Here is a 16,414-nt window from a genome sequence, read left to right as displayed (position 1 = left end):
AGGCTCACTGCGCCACCTCCCCGGCCGACTGCGCGGCACGCTTCTTGACTTCGGGGAGCGCCAGATAGGGCGTCACGCCCGGCGCTTCGACTACCGTCTTGTCCACCTTGGAAAGAACCTTTTCCATCGTCTCGTAATACATGCGGCGACGCGTCACGTCGGGGGCGAGGCGATATTCCTCGTACACCTTTTCGAACGCGGCGGATTCACCCTGGGCGCGGGCGGTGATCTGCTGCGCATAGGCGCGCGCGCCGTTGAGGTTCGATTCCACCTCCTGCTGCGCGGCGGTGACGCGCTTGAACGCCTCGTTCACCGCGCCCGGCGGGTCTGCCTGGCTGATCGAGACACCCTGGATCTGCACGCCGGCCTTATAATCGTCGAGGATGTTCTGCATCGTCGCCGCCACCTGCTGTTCCATATCGGTACGGCCGGGGCCAATCGCCTGGGTCAGCGTGAAATTGGCGACCACCGAACGCATCGCGCTTTCGGCGACTTCGCTGATCGTCTGTTCGGGATCGGCCAGCTGGAACAGGAACTGTTCCGCCGCGCCGCGCTTGATGTTCCAGCGCACCGAATAGGCAAGGTCGATCAGATTCTGGTCGCCGGTCAGCACCAGATTGTCCTGATTGCCGCCGGCCTGGCCGATATTGATCGTGCGGATCGCCTGAATATCGACCTTTTCGACGCTTTCGATCGGCGCGGGCAGCGAGAAGCCGATACCGGGCTGGATCGTGCGCGAATAGCGGCCGAACTGGGTGATCACCCCCGCCTGTTCGGGGCCGATGCGGTGGATGCTGGTGAGCGCGATCCACACAAGCACAAAGGCCACCGCGACAAACGGCCAGATCGGCTTGCCATTGGGGCCCGACAGGCCACCACTGCCGCCGGGTCCGCCCGTGCCGAACATTTCGCGCAACTTGGCGGATATCTGGTCGGCGGCGGACGGGCCGGGCTGGCCCCGCCCACGGGGACGATCCCCTTCGGGCGGACGGTTCCACGGGCTGGGTGGGCGGTCGCCGCCGCCCCCGCCCGCGCCGCCGCCACCTTTGCCGCCCCATGGGCCGCCTTCACTCATCATCGCGATTCCGGACGCGAACCACCCCGATTTTTGCTTCATGCCGACCATTATAAGAAGCGGTTGCCGGAAAAACAGTGGCATTGGCGGAAACTACGCTTATGTCCACGCGCATGACCCAGCTCGACCATGTGATCGCCGCCCTTGCCCCCATTGCCGGAAAGCGCGCGAGCGGCCCGCGGATTGCCGATGGCCGCGTCAGCCTGATCCTCGACGTGACGGGCCTTTCGGGCGATGCGCGCGCCGCGATGGAGGCTGATATCAAGGCCGCGCTCACCGCGCTTCCCGGCGTTTCCGAAGTGCGCATCGCGATGACGAGCGAAAAGATCGGCCGCAAGCTCATTGTGGTCGGCAGCGGCAAGGGCGGCGTCGGCAAGTCGACCGTTTCGGCCAACCTTGCCATTGCGCTGGCGAAACTGGGCGTGAAGGTCGGGCTGATCGACGCCGATATTTACGGTCCGTCGCAGCCGCGCCTGATGGCCACCGAAAATGAAAAGCCGCATGCCGTGGATCAGAAGATGATCCCGATCCAAAGCCCCTACGGCGTCCCCATGTTGTCGCTCGGCCATCTCGTAAAGCCGGGTCAGGCGATCGCGTGGCGCGGGCCGATGGCGGGCAATGCGCTGGGCCAGCTGATCGATGCCGACTGGGCCGATGCCGAGGTGCTGATCGCCGATCTGCCGCCGGGCACGGGCGACGTCCAGCTTTCGATGCTCCAGAAGCAAAAGCCCGCAGGCGCAGTCATCGTCTCCACCCCGCAGGATCTGGCGCTGATCGACGCGACCCGCGCGATCGACCTGTTCAATCAGGCGGGCGTGCCGGTGATCGGGCTGGTCGAGAACATGGCCGGCTATGCCTGCCCGCATTGCGGCGAGGTTTCCGATCCCTTCGGCGCGGGCGGGGCCGAGGCGGCGGCGCGCACCATGGGCCATGATTTTCTGGGGCGCATCCCGCTCGACATCGCGATCCGTACCGCGTCCGACGCAGGCACCCCGCCGGCGGCCACCGACGCGCAGGAAGGCGTGGCCTTCCACCAGATCGCGGCGCGGCTGAAGGACTGGTTGAACCAAAGCGCCGCCGAATAGTTCGTTTTCAGGGGCCATAACGGGAGACAGCCATGCCGCTGACGCGCGACGAGGATATTGCAGAACTGCTCGGCAGCACCCGCACCATCGCGCTGATCGGCGCGTCGGACCGGCCCGACCGGCCGAGCTATGAGGTGATGGCCTATCTCCAGTCGCGCGGATACCGCGTCATTCCGGTCAATCCGCAGATCACCGGCGAGCATGTCCACGGCGAATTCATCTGGCGCGATCTGTCGCAGATCGGCGTGCCGATCGACATGGTCGACATCTTCCGCCGTTCCGAGGCGGCGGGCGATGCGGTCGATCAGGCGATTGCCGCGGGTGCCAAATCGGTGTGGCTGCAGATCGGCGTGATCAACGAGGAAGCCGCCGCGCGCGCCGAGGCCGCCGGGCTCAAGGTGGTGATGGATCGCTGCCCCAAGATGGAAATCCCGCGGCTCGGACTGCCGCCGGTCGGCTGAGGACGTTCAGCCCGCCCAGAGCAGCTGCGCCACCGGGTTGTTCGGATCGAGCAACAGCCGGATCGTCATCGCGATCGAGATCACAACGAGCAGCGGGCGGATCAGCCGGCTGCCAAAGCGCATCGCGGTTTTCGAGCCGATCCGCGCGCCAATCATCGCCGCCACCGCCATGGTCAGCCCGACCTGCCAATAAACCTGCCCCGCCGTCCCAAGCACGATGATCGAGCCGATATTGCTGGCAAGGTTCATCGCCTTGGTGTTCGCGGTCGCCTTCAGCATCCCGAAGCCGAGCAGCGAGATCAGCCCGGCGGTGTAAAAGGCCCCCGCCCCCGGCCCGAAAAACCCGTCGTAAAACCCCAGCGCCAGCGCCACCGTGCCGTACGCATAGGGCGTCATGCGCTGATGGCTGTCGACATCCCCCATGCTGCGCGAAAACAGGAAATAGAGCGCGATCAGGATCAGCAGCCCCGGCACCAGCCCGGCGAGCAGGCTCGGCTCCACCCGCTGCATCGCCGCCGCGCCACCCAAAGATCCGATAAAGGCGCCAATGATCGGGATGAGCATCTGCCGGAACCGGATCTGCCCGGCGCGGGCATAGGACCAGGTGGCGATCGCGGTCCCGAAACAGGATTGCACCTTGTTGGTGCCCAGCGCCATCACCGGCGGGATCCCCGCACTCAGCAGTGCAGGCACGGTCAGCAGCCCGCCACCACCGGCAATCGCGTCGATGAACCCGGCGGCCGCCGCAACCGCGACCAGAAAGGCAATGGCTTCAACCGAAAGCGAAAGGTCCAAGATCGCTGCCCGGTCTTACCGCTGGATGCCGGCTTCGGCGCGGTCGCGCAGCCGGGCGACGGCGGCATCATGGATGCCGGGCGCCGCCGCGATGACGCCAAAGGCGCGTCCCTTGGTGCTGTTGAAGCGCAACGCGCCGCCCAGCGCGTCGGTCACCACCGCGCCGGCTTCGCGCGCGATCAGCACGGCGGCGGCGATATCCCATTCATGACCCCAACGGATGGTGGCGACCAGATCGGCCTCGTCCGCCGCGATCATCGCGATGCGCAGCGCGATCGAATTGGGCTTTTCCACCATCTGGAGATCGCCGTCGATCCGCGGCAGCGCATCGGTGGGCACGCGCGCGCCCGAAAATTCCATGCGCTGGCTGGATTTGAGGCGCACGCCGTTACGCCATGCGCCCTTGCCTGCCTCTGCCCGCCAATGTTCGCCGCGCGCTGGCGCATCGAGTACGCCCAAGATCGGCTGACCGCCCTCGACCAGCGCCACCGAGACCGACCAGCCGGGCCGCCCGCGAATATAGTCGCGCGTCCCGTCAATCGGGTCGACCACCCAGACGCGGGGGCCGAGCAGCCGATCGGGGTGATCGGCATTTTCTTCGGACAGCCAGCCCGCATCGGGATCGATTTCGCCAAGGCGGCGGCGCAAAATATCGTTGGCGGCCAGATCAATCTCGCACACCGGATTGCCCGGCGCCTTTTCCCACTGCGCAAATTCGCCGCGCCAGCGGCCATGCGCCATGTCTGCGGCCTCGCGTACCGCAGCCGCCACTTTGTCGATCAGGGCTTCAGCCACCGGCCACCGTCATGCCATCCACCCTAAGCGTGGGAACGTTGATCGCATAGCGGAATTCGAGGTCGTTGGCGGGGATGAGCGCGCGGTACATGTCCTTGAGATTGCCGGCCACCGTCACCTCCGCCACCGGGCGCGTGATCTCGCCATTTTCGATCAGGAAGCCTGCCGCGCCGCGGCTGTAATCGCCCGTCACGCCGTTCACGCCCATGCCGATCAGTTCGGTGACATAGATGCCCTCGCGGATGTCGGCGATCAGCTCGGCGGGGGTGACGCTGCCCGGCTCCATATGAAGGTTCGTCGCACTCGCCCCCGGGGCGCCGCCCGTCCCGCGCGAAGCATGGCCGGTGGGCTGCAGCCCCAGCTGGTTGGCAGCGGCAACCGCCATGATCCAGCTGGTGAGCACGCCCTTGTCGATCATCACCGTTTCAGCAGTGGGCAGCCCTTCGCCGTCGAACGGGCGCGAGCGCAGGCCGCGCAGCCGCAGCGGGTCGTCGACCACGGTGATGCCGGGTGCAAAAACTTCCTCCCCCAGCCGGTCGAGCAGGAAGCTCGTCTTGCGCGCGATCGCCCCACCGGTGATCGCGCCGATCAGGTGGCTGAGCAGCCCGTTGCCCACACGCGGATCGAACACGACGGGCATCGGCCCGCTGGCCGGACGCACCGGATCGAGCTTGGCCACCGCGCGTTCGCCCGCCACCCGGCCAAGCGCCTCGGGCGCGTCGAGATCGGAAAGGTGCCGCACCGAATGATAGCCGTAATCGCGCTGCATCCCGCTGCCCGTGCCCGCCAGCACGCTCGCCGAAAGGCTGTGCCCCGTGCCCGCATAGCCGCGCGTGAAGCCCGTGCTGGTCGCCAGCGCAAAGGTGCTGCGGCTCGCGCCCGCACCCGCGCCCTCGCTGTTGGTGACGCCCGCCACCGCGCGCGCGGCATCCTCGGCGGCCAGCGCGCGCAGCTTGAGCGCAGCGGGATCGGCATCGCCACCATCGTCGATGTCGAGCGCGGGCAGATCGCCCGTCATCAGCCGGTCTTCCGGCGCCAGCCCGGCATAGGGATCTTCGGGTGCCTCGCGCGCCATCGCGACGACGCGTTCTACCAGCGCATCGAACGACTCGCCCGACAGGTCCGACGTCGATGCCGAGGCAGACCGCTGGCCCACGAACACGCGCAGGCCAATCTCCTCGCCTTCGGAACGCTCCACATCCTCAAGCGCGCCAAGCCGCACCTGGACATTGGTGGAAGCGCCCCCCGCATAAAGCGCGTCAGCGGCGTCGGCCCCTGCCTTGCGCGCGCGCTGGACAAGATCGGCGACATGGGTTTCGGCTTGTGCGGTGCTGAGCATCAGCCGCGCTTAAGCGCACATGCGCCCCGGTTCAACCCGCAGACCCCACCGCCGCGCAGGCGAGGAACATCAAAAACCCGGCAAACCGGTTCGCGCGGAACTTGATCAGCCCGTCCAGCCCGTCATCGGGCTTGAGCGTCGCGATCTGCCAGCACAGATGCAGCGCCACCGGAACGAGCGCCAAAAGCGCCAGCGGATCGGGACGCACCATCCAGAAACCGGCACCCCACAGCGCCACCGCAACCGCATAGCAGAGCGCCACACCGCCGCGCACATGCGCGCCCATCGCCCGCGCCGATGATTTGATGCCGACCAGCGCATCGTCCTCGCGGTCCTGCAACGCATAAAGCGTGTCGTAACCGATCACCCAGCTAATCGCGCCCGCATAGACCAGAAGGATGGGCAGGTTCAGCGCGCCCTGCACCGCCGCCCAGCCAACCAGCGCGCCCCAGGAAAAGACCATGCCCAGCCAGGCCTGCGGCCACCAGGTGATGCGCTTCATAAAGGGATAGGCCGCCACCGGCGCGATGCTGATCAGCGCCACGATCTGCGCCGTCAGATTGAGCTGCAACAGCACGACCAGCCCGACGAGCATCAGCAGCGCCAGCCAGATCCAGGCCCGCGTCAGCGACACCGCACCGCTGGCGAGCGGGCGGTTGCGCGTGCGTTCCACCTGCCGATCGAGATCGCGGTCGACAATGTCGTTGATCACGCAGCCCGCGCCGCGCATCGCGATCGCACCAAGCAGCATCCAGAAGATGAGGTGCCAGTGATCGGCCATCCCGCCCGCAAGCGCGACGCCCCAGGCGCAAGGCCAAAAGAGCAGCCACCAGCCGATCGGCCGGTCCAGCCGCGTCACCAGCGCAAAGTTGCGCAGCTGCGGCGGGAGATGCGCCATCAGGCCCTTATATTCGCTGTCGGGGACGATTTCGGTGTCAGGGGTCGTGCCAGCCATGCGGTTGCCATAGCCCCTCGCTCCTCCGTGTCGAAGGGGTTTTTGTCGAAGGGCTTTCCTTCGGCCCGCCCCTCATCCAATGGAGGGACGTCGTTCGAACAACAAGGTACTCCCCCATGCCCGCCACGCCCGCCTGGCCGCCCGAAAGCACGCCGCGCCTGTATGTCGAGCAGCCGCTCGGCAATCTGCAGGAACTGCGGATCGATGGGCCGCAGGCGCATTATCTGGTGGCGGTGATGCGGATGAAACCGGGCAGCCCGGTCAAGCTGTTCGACGATATCAGCGGCGAATGGCTGGCCGAGGCGATCTCGGTCGGCAAGCGCGACCTGACGGTGAAGATCACCGGCCTGCTTCGCCCACGCGAATCCGTGCCCGATCTGTGGCTGTGCGCGGCCCCCATCAAAAAGGGGCGGGTCGACTGGGTGGCCGAAAAGGCGTGCGAACTGGGCGTCGACCGGCTGGTTCCCGTCATCACCCGGCGCACGGTGATCGACCGCGTCAACACCGATCGGCTGCGCGCGCACATGATCGAGGCATCCGAGCAATGCGGGCGCACCGCCGTGCCGCACATGGCAGACGCGGTGAAGCTGCCCGCCCTGCTGCGCGACTGGCCCAAAGAGCGTGCGCTTTTCTTCGCCGACGAACAGGGCGGCGCGCCCGCGCTCGAGACGATGCGCGCGCACAAGGGGCCCGCCGCGATCCTTGTCGGCCCCGAAGGCGGTTTCGATTCCGACGAGCGCGAACAGATTCGCGCGCTGCCACAGGCGCATGGCATCACGCTCGGCCCCCGTATCCTGCGCGCAGAGACGGCGGCGGCCGCCGCGATCAGCCTGTGGATGGCAGCGGCTGGCGACTGGTAATATAAGCCTGCTTGCAAATTCGTCCGCCAACTCCCAATTCTGCACCCGCTTCAATCCGTGCGATGGCGCTTTGCCAATCGGGGAAAGCGTGACTAAGGGCGGGACATGAGCACAAAGACGGTTTCACAGGGGGCAGACCCGGTCATCGAAAGCCGTGATCAGCTGATCGCGGCATTCGCCAAGGGCGAAAAAACCTCCGAGAAATGGCGCATCGGCACCGAGCATGAAAAGTTCGTCTATTGCACCGGCGATCACCATGCCCCGTCCTATGACGAACCCGGCGGCATCCGCGATCTCTTGATGGCGCTCACCCGTTATGGCTGGCAACCGATCGAAGAAAACGGCCATGTCATTGCGCTCTCCGGCCCCGACGGCACGGTCAGCCTCGAACCGGCGGGCCAGCTCGAATTGTCGGGCGCGCCGCTCGAAAACCTGCACCAGACCTGCGCCGAAACCGGCCGCCACCTCGAACAGATCAAGGCGATCGGTGCCGAAACCGCCAAGGGCTTCCTCGGCGTCGGCATGTGGCCCGACAAGAGCCGCGAAGAACTGCCGATCATGCCCAAGGGGCGCTACGGCATCATGCTGCGCCACATGCCGCGCGTCGGCAGCCTCGGGCTCGACATGATGCTGCGCACCTGCACCATCCAGGTGAACCTCGACTATGCGACCGAGGCGGACATGGTGAAGAAGTTCCGCGTCGGCCTCGCGCTTCAGCCGCTTGCCACCGCGCTGTTCGCCAATTCGCCCTTCACCGATGGCAAGCCCAATGGCTTCCTTTCCTATCGCAGCCATATCTGGTCGGATACCGATCCGGCGCGCACGGGGATGCTGCCCTTCGTCTTCGAAGACGGCTTCGGCTATGAACGCTATGCCGACTATGCGCTCGATGTGCCGATGTACTTCGTCTACCGCGACGGCAAATATATCGATGCGGCCGGCCAGAGCTTCCGCGACTTCCTACAGGGCAAGCTGCCTGCAATGCCCGGCGAACTGCCGACCGAATCCGACTGGACCGATCATCTCTCCACCGCCTTCCCCGAAGTGCGACTGAAGAGCTTTCTGGAAATGCGCGGCGCCGATGGCGGCCGCTGGAACAAGATCTGCGCGCTCCCCGCATTCTGGGTCGGGCTGCTCTACGATCAGACCGCGCTCGACGCGGCGTGGGATCTGGTCAAGGACTGGTCGATGGATGCGCGCCAGACGCTGCGCGATTCGGTGCCCCGGCTCGCGCTCGATGCGCCGCTGCCCGATGGCCGCACGCTGCGCGACATCGCCCCCACCGTGCTCGACATCGCCACCGCCGGGCTCACCGCGCGCGCGCGGCTTAACGCCTCGGGCGACAATGAAAGCGGCTTCCTCGATCCGCTGCGCGAGATCGTGGCATCGGGCAAGGTGCCCGCGCAGCGGCTGCTCGACAAATATCACGGCGAATGGGGCGGCGATCTCAGCCGCATCTATGCCGATATGAGCTTCTGACCTCCGCCTCGCGCGGGCACCGGTATCAGCCGGCGGCCCGCGCGGGCAACCAGACCGAGGCGCGCAGGCCCCCTTCGCGCCGGTTCGCCAGCGTCAGCCGGCCGCCATGCTGCTCGACGATCGCGCGCGCCAGCGCCAGGCCAAGCCCGGTTCCGCCGGTCTGCCGGCTGCGCGATTCCTCCATCCGGGTAAAGGGCTGGAACATCTCTTCCACCCGGTCCGCTGGAATGCCCGGCCCGTCATCGTCGATGATCGTCGTCACGCCGTCCGCCGCCGTCTCGATCGAAACGCGCGCGCTGCCGCCATATTTGATCGCATTGTCGATCAGGTTGCGCATCACGCGGGTGATCAGCGTCGGGCGGATCACCACCGTCGTGCGCGGCGCCTCCTCCAGCGAAACATCGGCACCCAGCGCATCGAAATCATCGACCACCGAATCGAGCAGCGCCGCCAGATCGACGCGTGTCTCGGCCTCATGCGGACGCCCCAGCCGCGCCAGCGACAAGATATCGTCCAACGTCTGGTTCATTTCCTCGATCGTCGCGGCCATGCGGTCGCGCTCGGCGGGATCGTCCATCCCCTCGGCGCGCACGCGCAGCGAGGCCAGCGGGGTGCGCAGATCATGCCCGATCGCGCCCAGCATCCGGTCCTTTTCATCGAGCAGCCCGGTGATGCGCGCGCGCATCCCGTTATAGGCGGCGATCAGCCGGCGGACGTCACCCGGCCCGCTTTCGGGCACCGCGACGCTGTTCTCGGCGCTGCGGAAGGATTCGACCGCCCCGGTCAACTCGCGCAAAGGCCGCACGATCCGTCGTCCGATCCAGATTACGGGGATGAGGATGACGCCGTACAGGATCATCGTCTGCGCAAACAGCCAGCCGATCACGCGGTTGTCGCGCGGGGGCATCCGCGCCGATGACGATATCCAGCGGTCGGGTCCCACCTGCGCTGTCACCACCAGCGCGGGGCGCGCGCGGCGATCGGGCGGGGTCAGCGCACTGCGCAATTCGTCGACGCGGTTGAGCCGGCGGAGCCGGCTGACCTCGGTTTCCGCCGCTGCGATCCGGACAGGTTTCAGGCCGACATCGGCAAAGGCGGCGGCGGCGCGCTGCACCACATCCGGGCGTGGTTTCATATCGGCTTTGACCAGGCTCTGCGCCGTCACACGAATGCCGCGCCACGCATCGCCGTGGCCGTGACGATGCCCCGGGCGTCCGGCGCGTTCGCGCTCCACCGCATCGATCAGCCGCGCGATCGCGGGCGCGCTCACCTGCATCAGATCCTGCCGGTTGCGTTCGCGCAGCATCAGCCCGAAATTGATCGACTGCGCCACCAAAAGCGCGATGGCGACGAGCAGCGCGATCTGTCCCGACAAGCTTTGCGGCCAGAGCCGCCCGATCAGCGCCTTCACAGCCGGGTCACCTCGGCCGCAAGCGTATAGCCGCCGCCCCAGACGGTCTTGATCAGGAGCGGGTTCTTCGGATCGTCCTCGATCTTGCGACGCAGGCGGCTCACCTGATTGTCGATCGCGCGGTCGAATGCATTGGCCTCGCGCCCTTGCGTGATATCGAGCAACTGGTCGCGGCTCAGCACCTGATTGGGGCGCGAGACGAGCGCGAGCAGAAGGTTATATTCGCCCGTCGACAGCGGCACCGAAACGCCGTCCTTGTCGACAAGCGTACGCTCGCCCGCCTTCAGCACCCAGTCGGCAAAGCCGTAACTCATGCTTTCGGGCGCGCTCTGATGCGTGGTGCCCCGCCCCGCACGGCGCAGGATCACCTTGATCCGCGCCACCAGTTCGCGCGGTGAAAAAGGTTTCAGCACATAATCGTCCGCGCCCATTTCAAGCCCGACGATCCGGTCGGTCTCTTCGGTGCGCGCGGTGAGCAGGATGACCGGCGTCTCGCTATTCTCGCGAATATGGCGGCACAGGCTCAGCCCATCCTCGCCCGGCATCATGATGTCGAGCACGACAAGATCGATCGCATAACCCGCCAGCCGCTGGCGCGCAGCGGCGGCATCGCCCACCGCCGTCACGCGGAATCCGTTCTTCTGGAGATAGGCGGCCAGCGGTTCGCGGATCGAGCGCTCGTCATCCACGAGCAACAAATGGGGGCGGTCGGTCATAGCATACTCGTCATGAACAAGGGGCGGGCGGGATGCAAATACCGCCCGCCCCCATTCCGGGTCACAAAATCGCAGATCAGGGCTTTTGCGGGGCCGGCTTGGTCCGCATCTCGGCGCGTGCGGCCTGGCGTTCTTCCTTGGTCACCTGCCCGTCCTTGTTCGCGTCCATCCGCTCGAACCGGGCAAGCGCGGGCGCCATGAACTCGGCCTTGGTGATGGTGCCGTCCTTGTCGGCATCCATCATCGGGCCCATGCCGCCGTGCTGGCCCATGCCCCGGTGCATGCCGCCCCTGCGGTGCATCCGGTGTTCGCCGCGCTCGCCAGCCCGTGCGTCGGCGCGGTCGGCCATCTTGCCGCGAAACTCTTCGCGGGCGGCTTCACGCTTGGCGTTCGCGGCGTCGAATTCGGCGCGGCTGACCTGGCCATTGCCATCGGCGTCGAGCTGCTTGAAGCGCGCGTCCTGCCGCGCCTGACGCTGCAGCGCACGGTCTTCCTGCGTGATCTTGCCATCCTTGTTGGCGTCGCGCTCGGCAAAGCGCTGTTCCAGATGCGCGGTCAGTTCCGCCTTGGTCAACGTGCCGTCCTGGTTGGCGTCGCCGCCCATCGGGCCGCGCGCCATGCCACCGGGCGCGGCAATCGCAACGCCACCCGCCATCAGCATCGCCATCAGGCCCGTACCGATCATCAGCTTCTTCATCATCTGAACTCCATCACTGTCAGGGCAGATGCCCGTCTGGATCCAGCTTATCGAATAAAACTGTCGCGGAACTTTGTCTTATATTCGGAAAATTGTCGCAAATTGTCGCGCGCAATCAGCGCTTGCGATCGTAACCGGTCCGCATGCGGTATTTCCGGTCGCTCGTGCGGACATGCCAGCGATAGCCGGCAACTGCCGCAACAATTATCATCAGCGCGATCAAACCGCACGCCAGAGCAATTCGTGGTTCCAAAGCCCGCTCCCCCCTTTTTCAGAGAGGCCCTCTTATTTTGATTTTGCGACCAACTAATTGAAGCACAACGAAAACACGCAACCATAGCTGTTTTGCGCGTGCATCGTCGTGCTTATCTGTGCGCAAATCGGCGCAAACGCAAGCTTCGCTGCGCCAGAAGGCTCAAAGGCGCGCGCTGCTATACTCAAGATATTTCTGGGAGGCTGGAGCGGGTAACGGGGATCGAACCCGTATCACAAGCTTGGAAGGCTAGTGCTCTACCATTGAGCTATACCCGCGTGAGGCGTCCTCATCGTGGGATTCCCGATTCTTGTCAATGGGGTCCGTTCCCCATTCCTCGGCCAGCGGAACGGGGTCGGCGAGCGTGATGCCGTCGAGCACATGCGCGGTTTCGTCGCGCACGCGCAGCATCAGGCGGCGCAGCCGGCACTTCGCCTCGTCGAGGCAATTCTTGCAGGTTTCATGCGCATAGCGGCTGGCACACGGCACCAGCGCCAGCGACCCGCGCGTCAGCCGCACGATATCGCCATAGCTGATATCGACGGGCGCCAGCGCCAGCCAATAGCCGCCATCCTTGCCACGCATCGTCGCCACAAGCCCCGCCCGGCTCATTTCCGAAAGGATCACCGTCAGGAACTTTGCCGGGATATTCTGCGCCTCGGCGATCTGCGAAAGCTGGATCGGTCCTTTGCCGTAATGATCGGCAAGATGCTGGAGAGCGCGGATCGTATAGCGGGTCCGTTGCGATAGCATAGCCCATGCCATGAACCTGCTTCGTGACGAATGCAACGATCCTTTCGCATGATCGTTATCGCAATATTGACATCAATGTTCACAATCCAATATGAACATCAATGTCAATATGAGTCGGAGGCAATCATGGCCACGCTTCACCGCACCCCGAACGACATGCCGATCCCCGTGCGCAACCTTCGTTTCAGCCACGATGCCGCCACGCATCCGCGCTGGTGGCATGGCGGCGATCCGGTGCCCACGGCCTTCTTCAACGCGCTGTCATGCACCTTCCCGCTTGGCGAGAAATTCTTCATGGATTCGGTGCGCGCGTTTCGCGGCCGAACACCCGAACCGCTGGCCTCGCAGATCGGCGACTTTCTGGCGCAGGAGGCGGTGCACAGCCGCGAGCATATGGCCTTCAACAAGGCGGCGGCCGATGCGGGCTATGACATCGCGGCGCTTGAGGCGCGGATTAAAAGGCGGCTCGATTTCGCGCGGACGCGCAGCGCCGAAGAACAACTGGCCGCCACCTGCGCGCTCGAACATTTCACCGCGATCCTCGCCCATGCGCTGCTCGCAAACAAAGGGCTCGACATGAACGACGCGCCCGAGGAAGCGCGCCGCCTGTGGACATGGCACGCGATGGAAGAGATCGAGCACAAGGCGGTCGCCTTCGACACCTATCTCCACGTCACGCGTGGCTGGTCGGCCTTGCGCCGGTACCGCATCCGCATCCGCGCGATGATCGTCGCCACGCTCATCCTCTATTCGACGGTCGGCGCGAACATGCGCGATCTGTACCGCGCCGATGGCATTTCCAACCGGCGCATCTGGGGCAGAACCCTCAAATATCTGTTCGTCCATCCGGGCAGCCTGCGGCGGATCTTCCCCGCCTATCTCACCTATTTCAAACCCCGGTTTCACCCCTGGCAGCATGACGACCGCGCGCTTCTGCCCGCCGTCCATGCCCAGTTCGGGGCGGCAACCGCGTGATCCGCCCCGCGCTGCTTCTCGCCGCGCTGCCACTCTGTCTGGCAGCGCCTGCGCTTGCGACCGCGCCCGATCCCGGCCCGCTTGGCCGGTGGAACACCGGAACGCGCGGCGGCGTGGTCGAAATCCATCGCTGCGGGCAAAAATTGTGCGGGCGCGTGGTCGACGGCCAACCACTCCGCGCCAATCCCGACCAGCGCGATGTCCGCAATGGCGATCCCGCCTTGCGCACACGCAGGCTGATGCATCTGCGCGTGCTCGAGAATCTCGAACTTGATGGCGATCGCTGGACGGGCGGCCCGGTCTATGATCCCAATAGCGGAGACCGCGCGCGCACCGCGACTCTGACGCTCAGCGATGCGAACACGCTGCGGATCAAGGGGTGCATCGCGCCACTGCTCTGCCGCACCCAGACATGGACGCGCGCGCGCTGATCAGCCGGGCTGCATGACGAGCGCGGGAACGAGCTGCGCCACCAGCGCGCGGCCCGTTTCACCGGGCTGCTCCAGCATCTCGCGCAGCGGTGGCCCGATCACCGCATCGCCGAACGCGCAGATCGCGATCAGATAGACGACGGCGCGGATCCGCGCGGCCGCCGCGTCGCCCATCTTTTCCTGCACCGCAGCCACCAGATCGAGCACCGCCTGGCGCACCGGGTTCAGATGCTCGAAATCGCGCGACAGCGCGATCCACGCCGCCAGCTGCCCCGCCCCGCCCTCGTCAAACGCCGCGAACACCCGCTCGATCACCGGCTGGATCGCGCCCGCATCGTCCTGCAACTGGCTGACAGCGGTATCGAGCGCGGCGGTCAGGTCGCGGATCATCGATCCCATCAGCGCCGATTGCAGCCCCGCCGCCGATCCGAAATGGTGGATGACATTGGTGTGCGACATGCCGATTTCGCGGCCGACATTGGCCAGCGTCACCGCCGCCGGGCCATGGGCCAGCAACAATTGCCGCGCGGCCGTCAGCGCTTCTTCCATCGCCTCGTCGGGGCGGCGTTTCCGCCTCTTGGCACCGGGCTGGGTCCTGTTCGCACTCACCCCCCCGATGTGCGCCGTTTCCGCGCAAAAGAAAACCGTCTTTCAACGGCTTCTTCGGGCATCATCCGTAAAATTCGGCGCGGATGCGAAAGGATAATGGAAGACGCTTTCTCAGGCCCGCTCAGTCGGCGGCAAGCTCGATCTGCTGATCGGTCCGCGACACGACATGGCCCAGCCCGTTGAGCTCGATCGCCGTGACAAACCCGTCGACATCGCCTGCCCGAAACACCCCGACGATATTGCGCTCCGGAACGGCGCCGCCGCGAAACACCACCTTTTGCGGGGCATAACGGTTCACCTCCGCCAGCGCGTGCGCCAGCGGATCGCCCAGAAAGGTCAGCTGCCCCGAAACCCAGCTCGTTTCCTTGGCGATATCCACGGGCTTTTGCGCCCATTGCGCGGTGTCGGCCGCCACCAGCTGGCGCCCGGCCTGCATCTCGGTGCTGTGTCGTTTCCACGGCAAGAGGCTGCGCTGATCGATCCGCACCCGGCCTTCGACCAGCGTCACCACGACATCCTCGGAATCGCCTCCGCCCAGCCGGACATCGAAACTGGTGCCGAGCGCGCGGACCCGCTTGTCCCCTGCCGCCACGCTGAACGGGCGCGCAGCATCCTTCGCCACGTCGAAAAAGGCGCGGCCACGCACCAGTTCAACCGATCTCAACCGATCCATCTCACGCACGCGGATCTCGCTGTCGGTATCGAGCATCACGCGCGATCCATCGGTCAGCCGGAAATCGCTGCGCTCGCCATGCGCCGTCCGGTAAACGGGCAGCTCCGCTTCCGCCCCTACGCCACCAACGCCCACCAATCCGGAATCGACAAGCGCCCAGCTTGTCGTGACAGCCAGCACGCAGGCGGCGGCCACCGCCGTCATGCGGCGGATCGTGCGCGGGCGATCGAACAGCGCGGCATCCTCCTCGCGCGCCGCCATGATCGCGGGCTCTTCGGCCAGCATCCCCAGAAACGCCCATTGCCGCTCCAGATGGCGGTACAGCGCAAGGTGCGCCGCATCTTCCTCCAGCCAGGCGCGAAACGCGCCCTCATCGAGCGTCGTCATATCGCCCGAACGGCGCAGGCTCAGCCAATAGGCCGCTATTTCGCGCAGCTCCCCGGTCAAGGGATCGGGATCGTTCACGGGCATGCGTCCATCTCTTGCGAAATCCGGACGATGGCGCGGTGCATCAGTTCCTTCACCGATTCCTTGGAAATCCCCATGCGGATTGCGATGGCCTGATATGTCATATTCTCGAAACGGTGGAACTGGAACGCCGCCCGCGCACGCGGCGGCAGGTTCAAAATGGCCTGGATCGCGCGGCCATATTCCTCGCGCCCGATCGCGATGCGTTCGGGCGAGATATCGTCAGCAATCTCGAACCCATCGTCCAGCCGGTCGTGCAACGTGCCGCCGCGCGCCATCTGGCTGCGGTGCCGGCTGACGAGCACATTGCGCGCGACGGTGAAGAGATAGCGCTCGACATTGTCGATCGGCGCATTGTGCCGCGCCGATTGCAGCCGCATGAAAACATCCTGGATCAGATCGTCGACATCGGCATCATTTGCCCGGCGGCTGAAAAAGCGGCGCAGGCCAGGACCATAGGATGCCATCCATGCGGCAAGGTCACGCCCGCTGTCGGGAGCTCTTTCCGTCATGAAATGGTCCGGTGATCTGGCCATCGCGCCGAATTCCACCCCGTTTCCGTCGTGCCGGCCGTCCACCGGGCG

Annotated in this window: 17 protein-coding genes, 1 tRNA gene and 1 pseudogene; 6 read left to right on the top strand and 13 right to left on the bottom strand. The window is 65.8% G+C overall.

Annotation, left to right across the window (positions count from 1 at the left end; genetic code table 11):
• Window positions 1–4: 4 nt before the first annotated feature.
• The gene (locus QYC26_RS12345) at window positions 5–1,117 is read right to left on the bottom strand and encodes a protease modulator HflK (RefSeq protein ID WP_317512522.1); all 1,113 of its coding nucleotides are present in this window, start codon (window positions 1,115–1,117) and stop codon (window positions 5–7) included.
• Between the two features lie 269 nt (window positions 1,118–1,386).
• On the opposite strand from QYC26_RS12345, the gene QYC26_RS12340 reads away from it, so the two are divergent.
• Window positions 1,387–2,160, top strand: a complete 774-nt coding sequence (locus QYC26_RS12340) for an Mrp/NBP35 family ATP-binding protein (protein ID WP_317515060.1) — start codon at window positions 1,387–1,389, stop codon at window positions 2,158–2,160.
• 32 nt (window positions 2,161–2,192) lie between these two features.
• Window positions 2,193–2,621 (top strand): CoA-binding protein, encoded by a 429-nt coding sequence (locus QYC26_RS12335; RefSeq protein WP_317512521.1) that lies wholly within the window; start codon window positions 2,193–2,195, stop codon window positions 2,619–2,621.
• Between the two features lie 6 nt (window positions 2,622–2,627).
• On the opposite strand, the gene QYC26_RS12330 is transcribed toward QYC26_RS12335, so the two are convergent.
• Genes QYC26_RS12330 through ubiA form a run of 4 tightly spaced genes read right to left on the bottom strand, consistent with a single transcriptional unit; the run spans window position 2,628 to window position 6,505 of the window.
• Window positions 2,628–3,416 (bottom strand): TSUP family transporter, encoded by a 789-nt coding sequence (locus tag QYC26_RS12330; RefSeq protein ID WP_317512520.1) that lies wholly within the window; start codon window positions 3,414–3,416, stop codon window positions 2,628–2,630.
• Window positions 3,417–3,431: 15 nt separating this feature from the next.
• A complete protein-coding gene (locus QYC26_RS12325) occupies window positions 3,432–4,211 on the bottom strand; it encodes a 3'(2'),5'-bisphosphate nucleotidase CysQ (protein WP_317512519.1) in 780 nt (259 codons plus the stop codon).
• Window positions 4,204–5,550, bottom strand: coding sequence for a TldD/PmbA family protein (locus QYC26_RS12320; protein ID WP_317512518.1), 1,347 nt, complete (start codon window positions 5,548–5,550; stop codon window positions 4,204–4,206). Before QYC26_RS12320 ends, QYC26_RS12325 begins: the two co-directional genes overlap by 8 nt.
• Window positions 5,551–5,581: 31 nt before the next feature.
• Complete coding sequence (gene ubiA, locus QYC26_RS12315; protein ID WP_317512517.1) at window positions 5,582–6,505, bottom strand: 4-hydroxybenzoate octaprenyltransferase; 924 nt, start codon at window positions 6,503–6,505, stop codon at window positions 5,582–5,584.
• Window positions 6,506–6,621: 116 nt separating this feature from the next.
• Between ubiA and QYC26_RS12310 the strand changes: the two genes are divergently transcribed.
• Window positions 6,622–7,365, top strand: coding sequence for a 16S rRNA (uracil(1498)-N(3))-methyltransferase (locus QYC26_RS12310; protein ID WP_317512516.1), 744 nt, complete (start codon window positions 6,622–6,624; stop codon window positions 7,363–7,365).
• Window positions 7,366–7,470: 105 nt separating this feature from the next.
• Complete coding sequence (locus tag QYC26_RS12305; protein WP_317512515.1) at window positions 7,471–8,844, top strand: glutamate--cysteine ligase; 1,374 nt, start codon at window positions 7,471–7,473, stop codon at window positions 8,842–8,844.
• Window positions 8,845–8,869: 25 nt separating this feature from the next.
• Here QYC26_RS12305 and QYC26_RS12300 read toward each other — a convergent pair whose 3' ends face one another.
• The 5 genes and pseudogenes from QYC26_RS12300 to QYC26_RS12280 form a co-directional block, all read right to left on the bottom strand.
• Window positions 8,870–10,255, bottom strand: coding sequence for a sensor histidine kinase (locus QYC26_RS12300; protein WP_317512514.1), 1,386 nt, complete (start codon window positions 10,253–10,255; stop codon window positions 8,870–8,872).
• Complete coding sequence (locus QYC26_RS12295) at window positions 10,252–10,971, bottom strand: response regulator (protein WP_317512513.1); 720 nt, start codon at window positions 10,969–10,971, stop codon at window positions 10,252–10,254. Before QYC26_RS12295 ends, QYC26_RS12300 begins: the two co-directional genes overlap by 4 nt.
• 76 nt (window positions 10,972–11,047) lie before the next feature.
• A complete protein-coding gene (locus tag QYC26_RS12290; RefSeq protein ID WP_317512512.1) occupies window positions 11,048–11,671 on the bottom strand; it encodes a hypothetical protein in 624 nt (207 codons plus the stop codon).
• Between the two features lie 454 nt (window positions 11,672–12,125).
• A tRNA-Gly gene (locus tag QYC26_RS12285) sits at window positions 12,126–12,199 on the bottom strand.
• A 73-nt stretch (window positions 12,200–12,272) separates the two neighbouring features.
• Window positions 12,273–12,674, bottom strand: a pseudogene (locus tag QYC26_RS12280) (RrF2 family transcriptional regulator); the annotation flags it as partial.
• Window positions 12,675–12,800: 126 nt separating this feature from the next.
• On the opposite strand from QYC26_RS12280, the gene QYC26_RS12275 reads away from it, so the two are divergent.
• Together QYC26_RS12275 and QYC26_RS12270 are read left to right on the top strand one after the other, a co-directional pair.
• A complete protein-coding gene (locus QYC26_RS12275; RefSeq protein ID WP_317512511.1) occupies window positions 12,801–13,649 on the top strand; it encodes a metal-dependent hydrolase in 849 nt (282 codons plus the stop codon).
• Window positions 13,646–14,080: a DUF2147 domain-containing protein gene (locus QYC26_RS12270; protein ID WP_317512510.1), complete on the top strand. Its 435-nt coding sequence runs from the start codon at window positions 13,646–13,648 to the stop codon at window positions 14,078–14,080. The genes QYC26_RS12275 and QYC26_RS12270 overlap by 4 nt, the downstream gene beginning before the upstream one ends.
• Here QYC26_RS12270 and QYC26_RS12265 read toward each other — a convergent pair whose 3' ends face one another.
• The 3 genes from QYC26_RS12265 to QYC26_RS12255 all read right to left on the bottom strand — a co-directional run bounded on the left by QYC26_RS12265 (window position 14,081) and on the right by QYC26_RS12255 (window position 16,342).
• Window positions 14,081–14,689, bottom strand: a complete 609-nt coding sequence (locus tag QYC26_RS12265; RefSeq protein ID WP_317512509.1) for a TetR/AcrR family transcriptional regulator — start codon at window positions 14,687–14,689, stop codon at window positions 14,081–14,083.
• Between the two features lie 121 nt (window positions 14,690–14,810).
• Entirely contained in the window at window positions 14,811–15,833 is a 1,023-nt protein-coding gene (locus QYC26_RS12260; protein WP_317512508.1) for a FecR family protein, read from the bottom strand.
• Entirely contained in the window at window positions 15,824–16,342 is a 519-nt protein-coding gene (locus tag QYC26_RS12255; protein WP_317512507.1) for a sigma-70 family RNA polymerase sigma factor, read from the bottom strand. Before QYC26_RS12255 ends, QYC26_RS12260 begins: the two co-directional genes overlap by 10 nt.
• Between the last annotated feature and the right edge of the window lie 72 nt (window positions 16,343–16,414).

This window comes from Sphingomonas sp. C3-2, from assembly GCF_033025475.1.
In the GTDB taxonomy this organism is placed as follows: Bacteria; Pseudomonadota; Alphaproteobacteria; order Sphingomonadales; family Sphingomonadaceae; genus Sphingobium_A.
The sequence above is the reverse complement of the archived record's forward strand: the minus strand, read 5'-3'. Positions and strand labels throughout refer to the sequence as shown.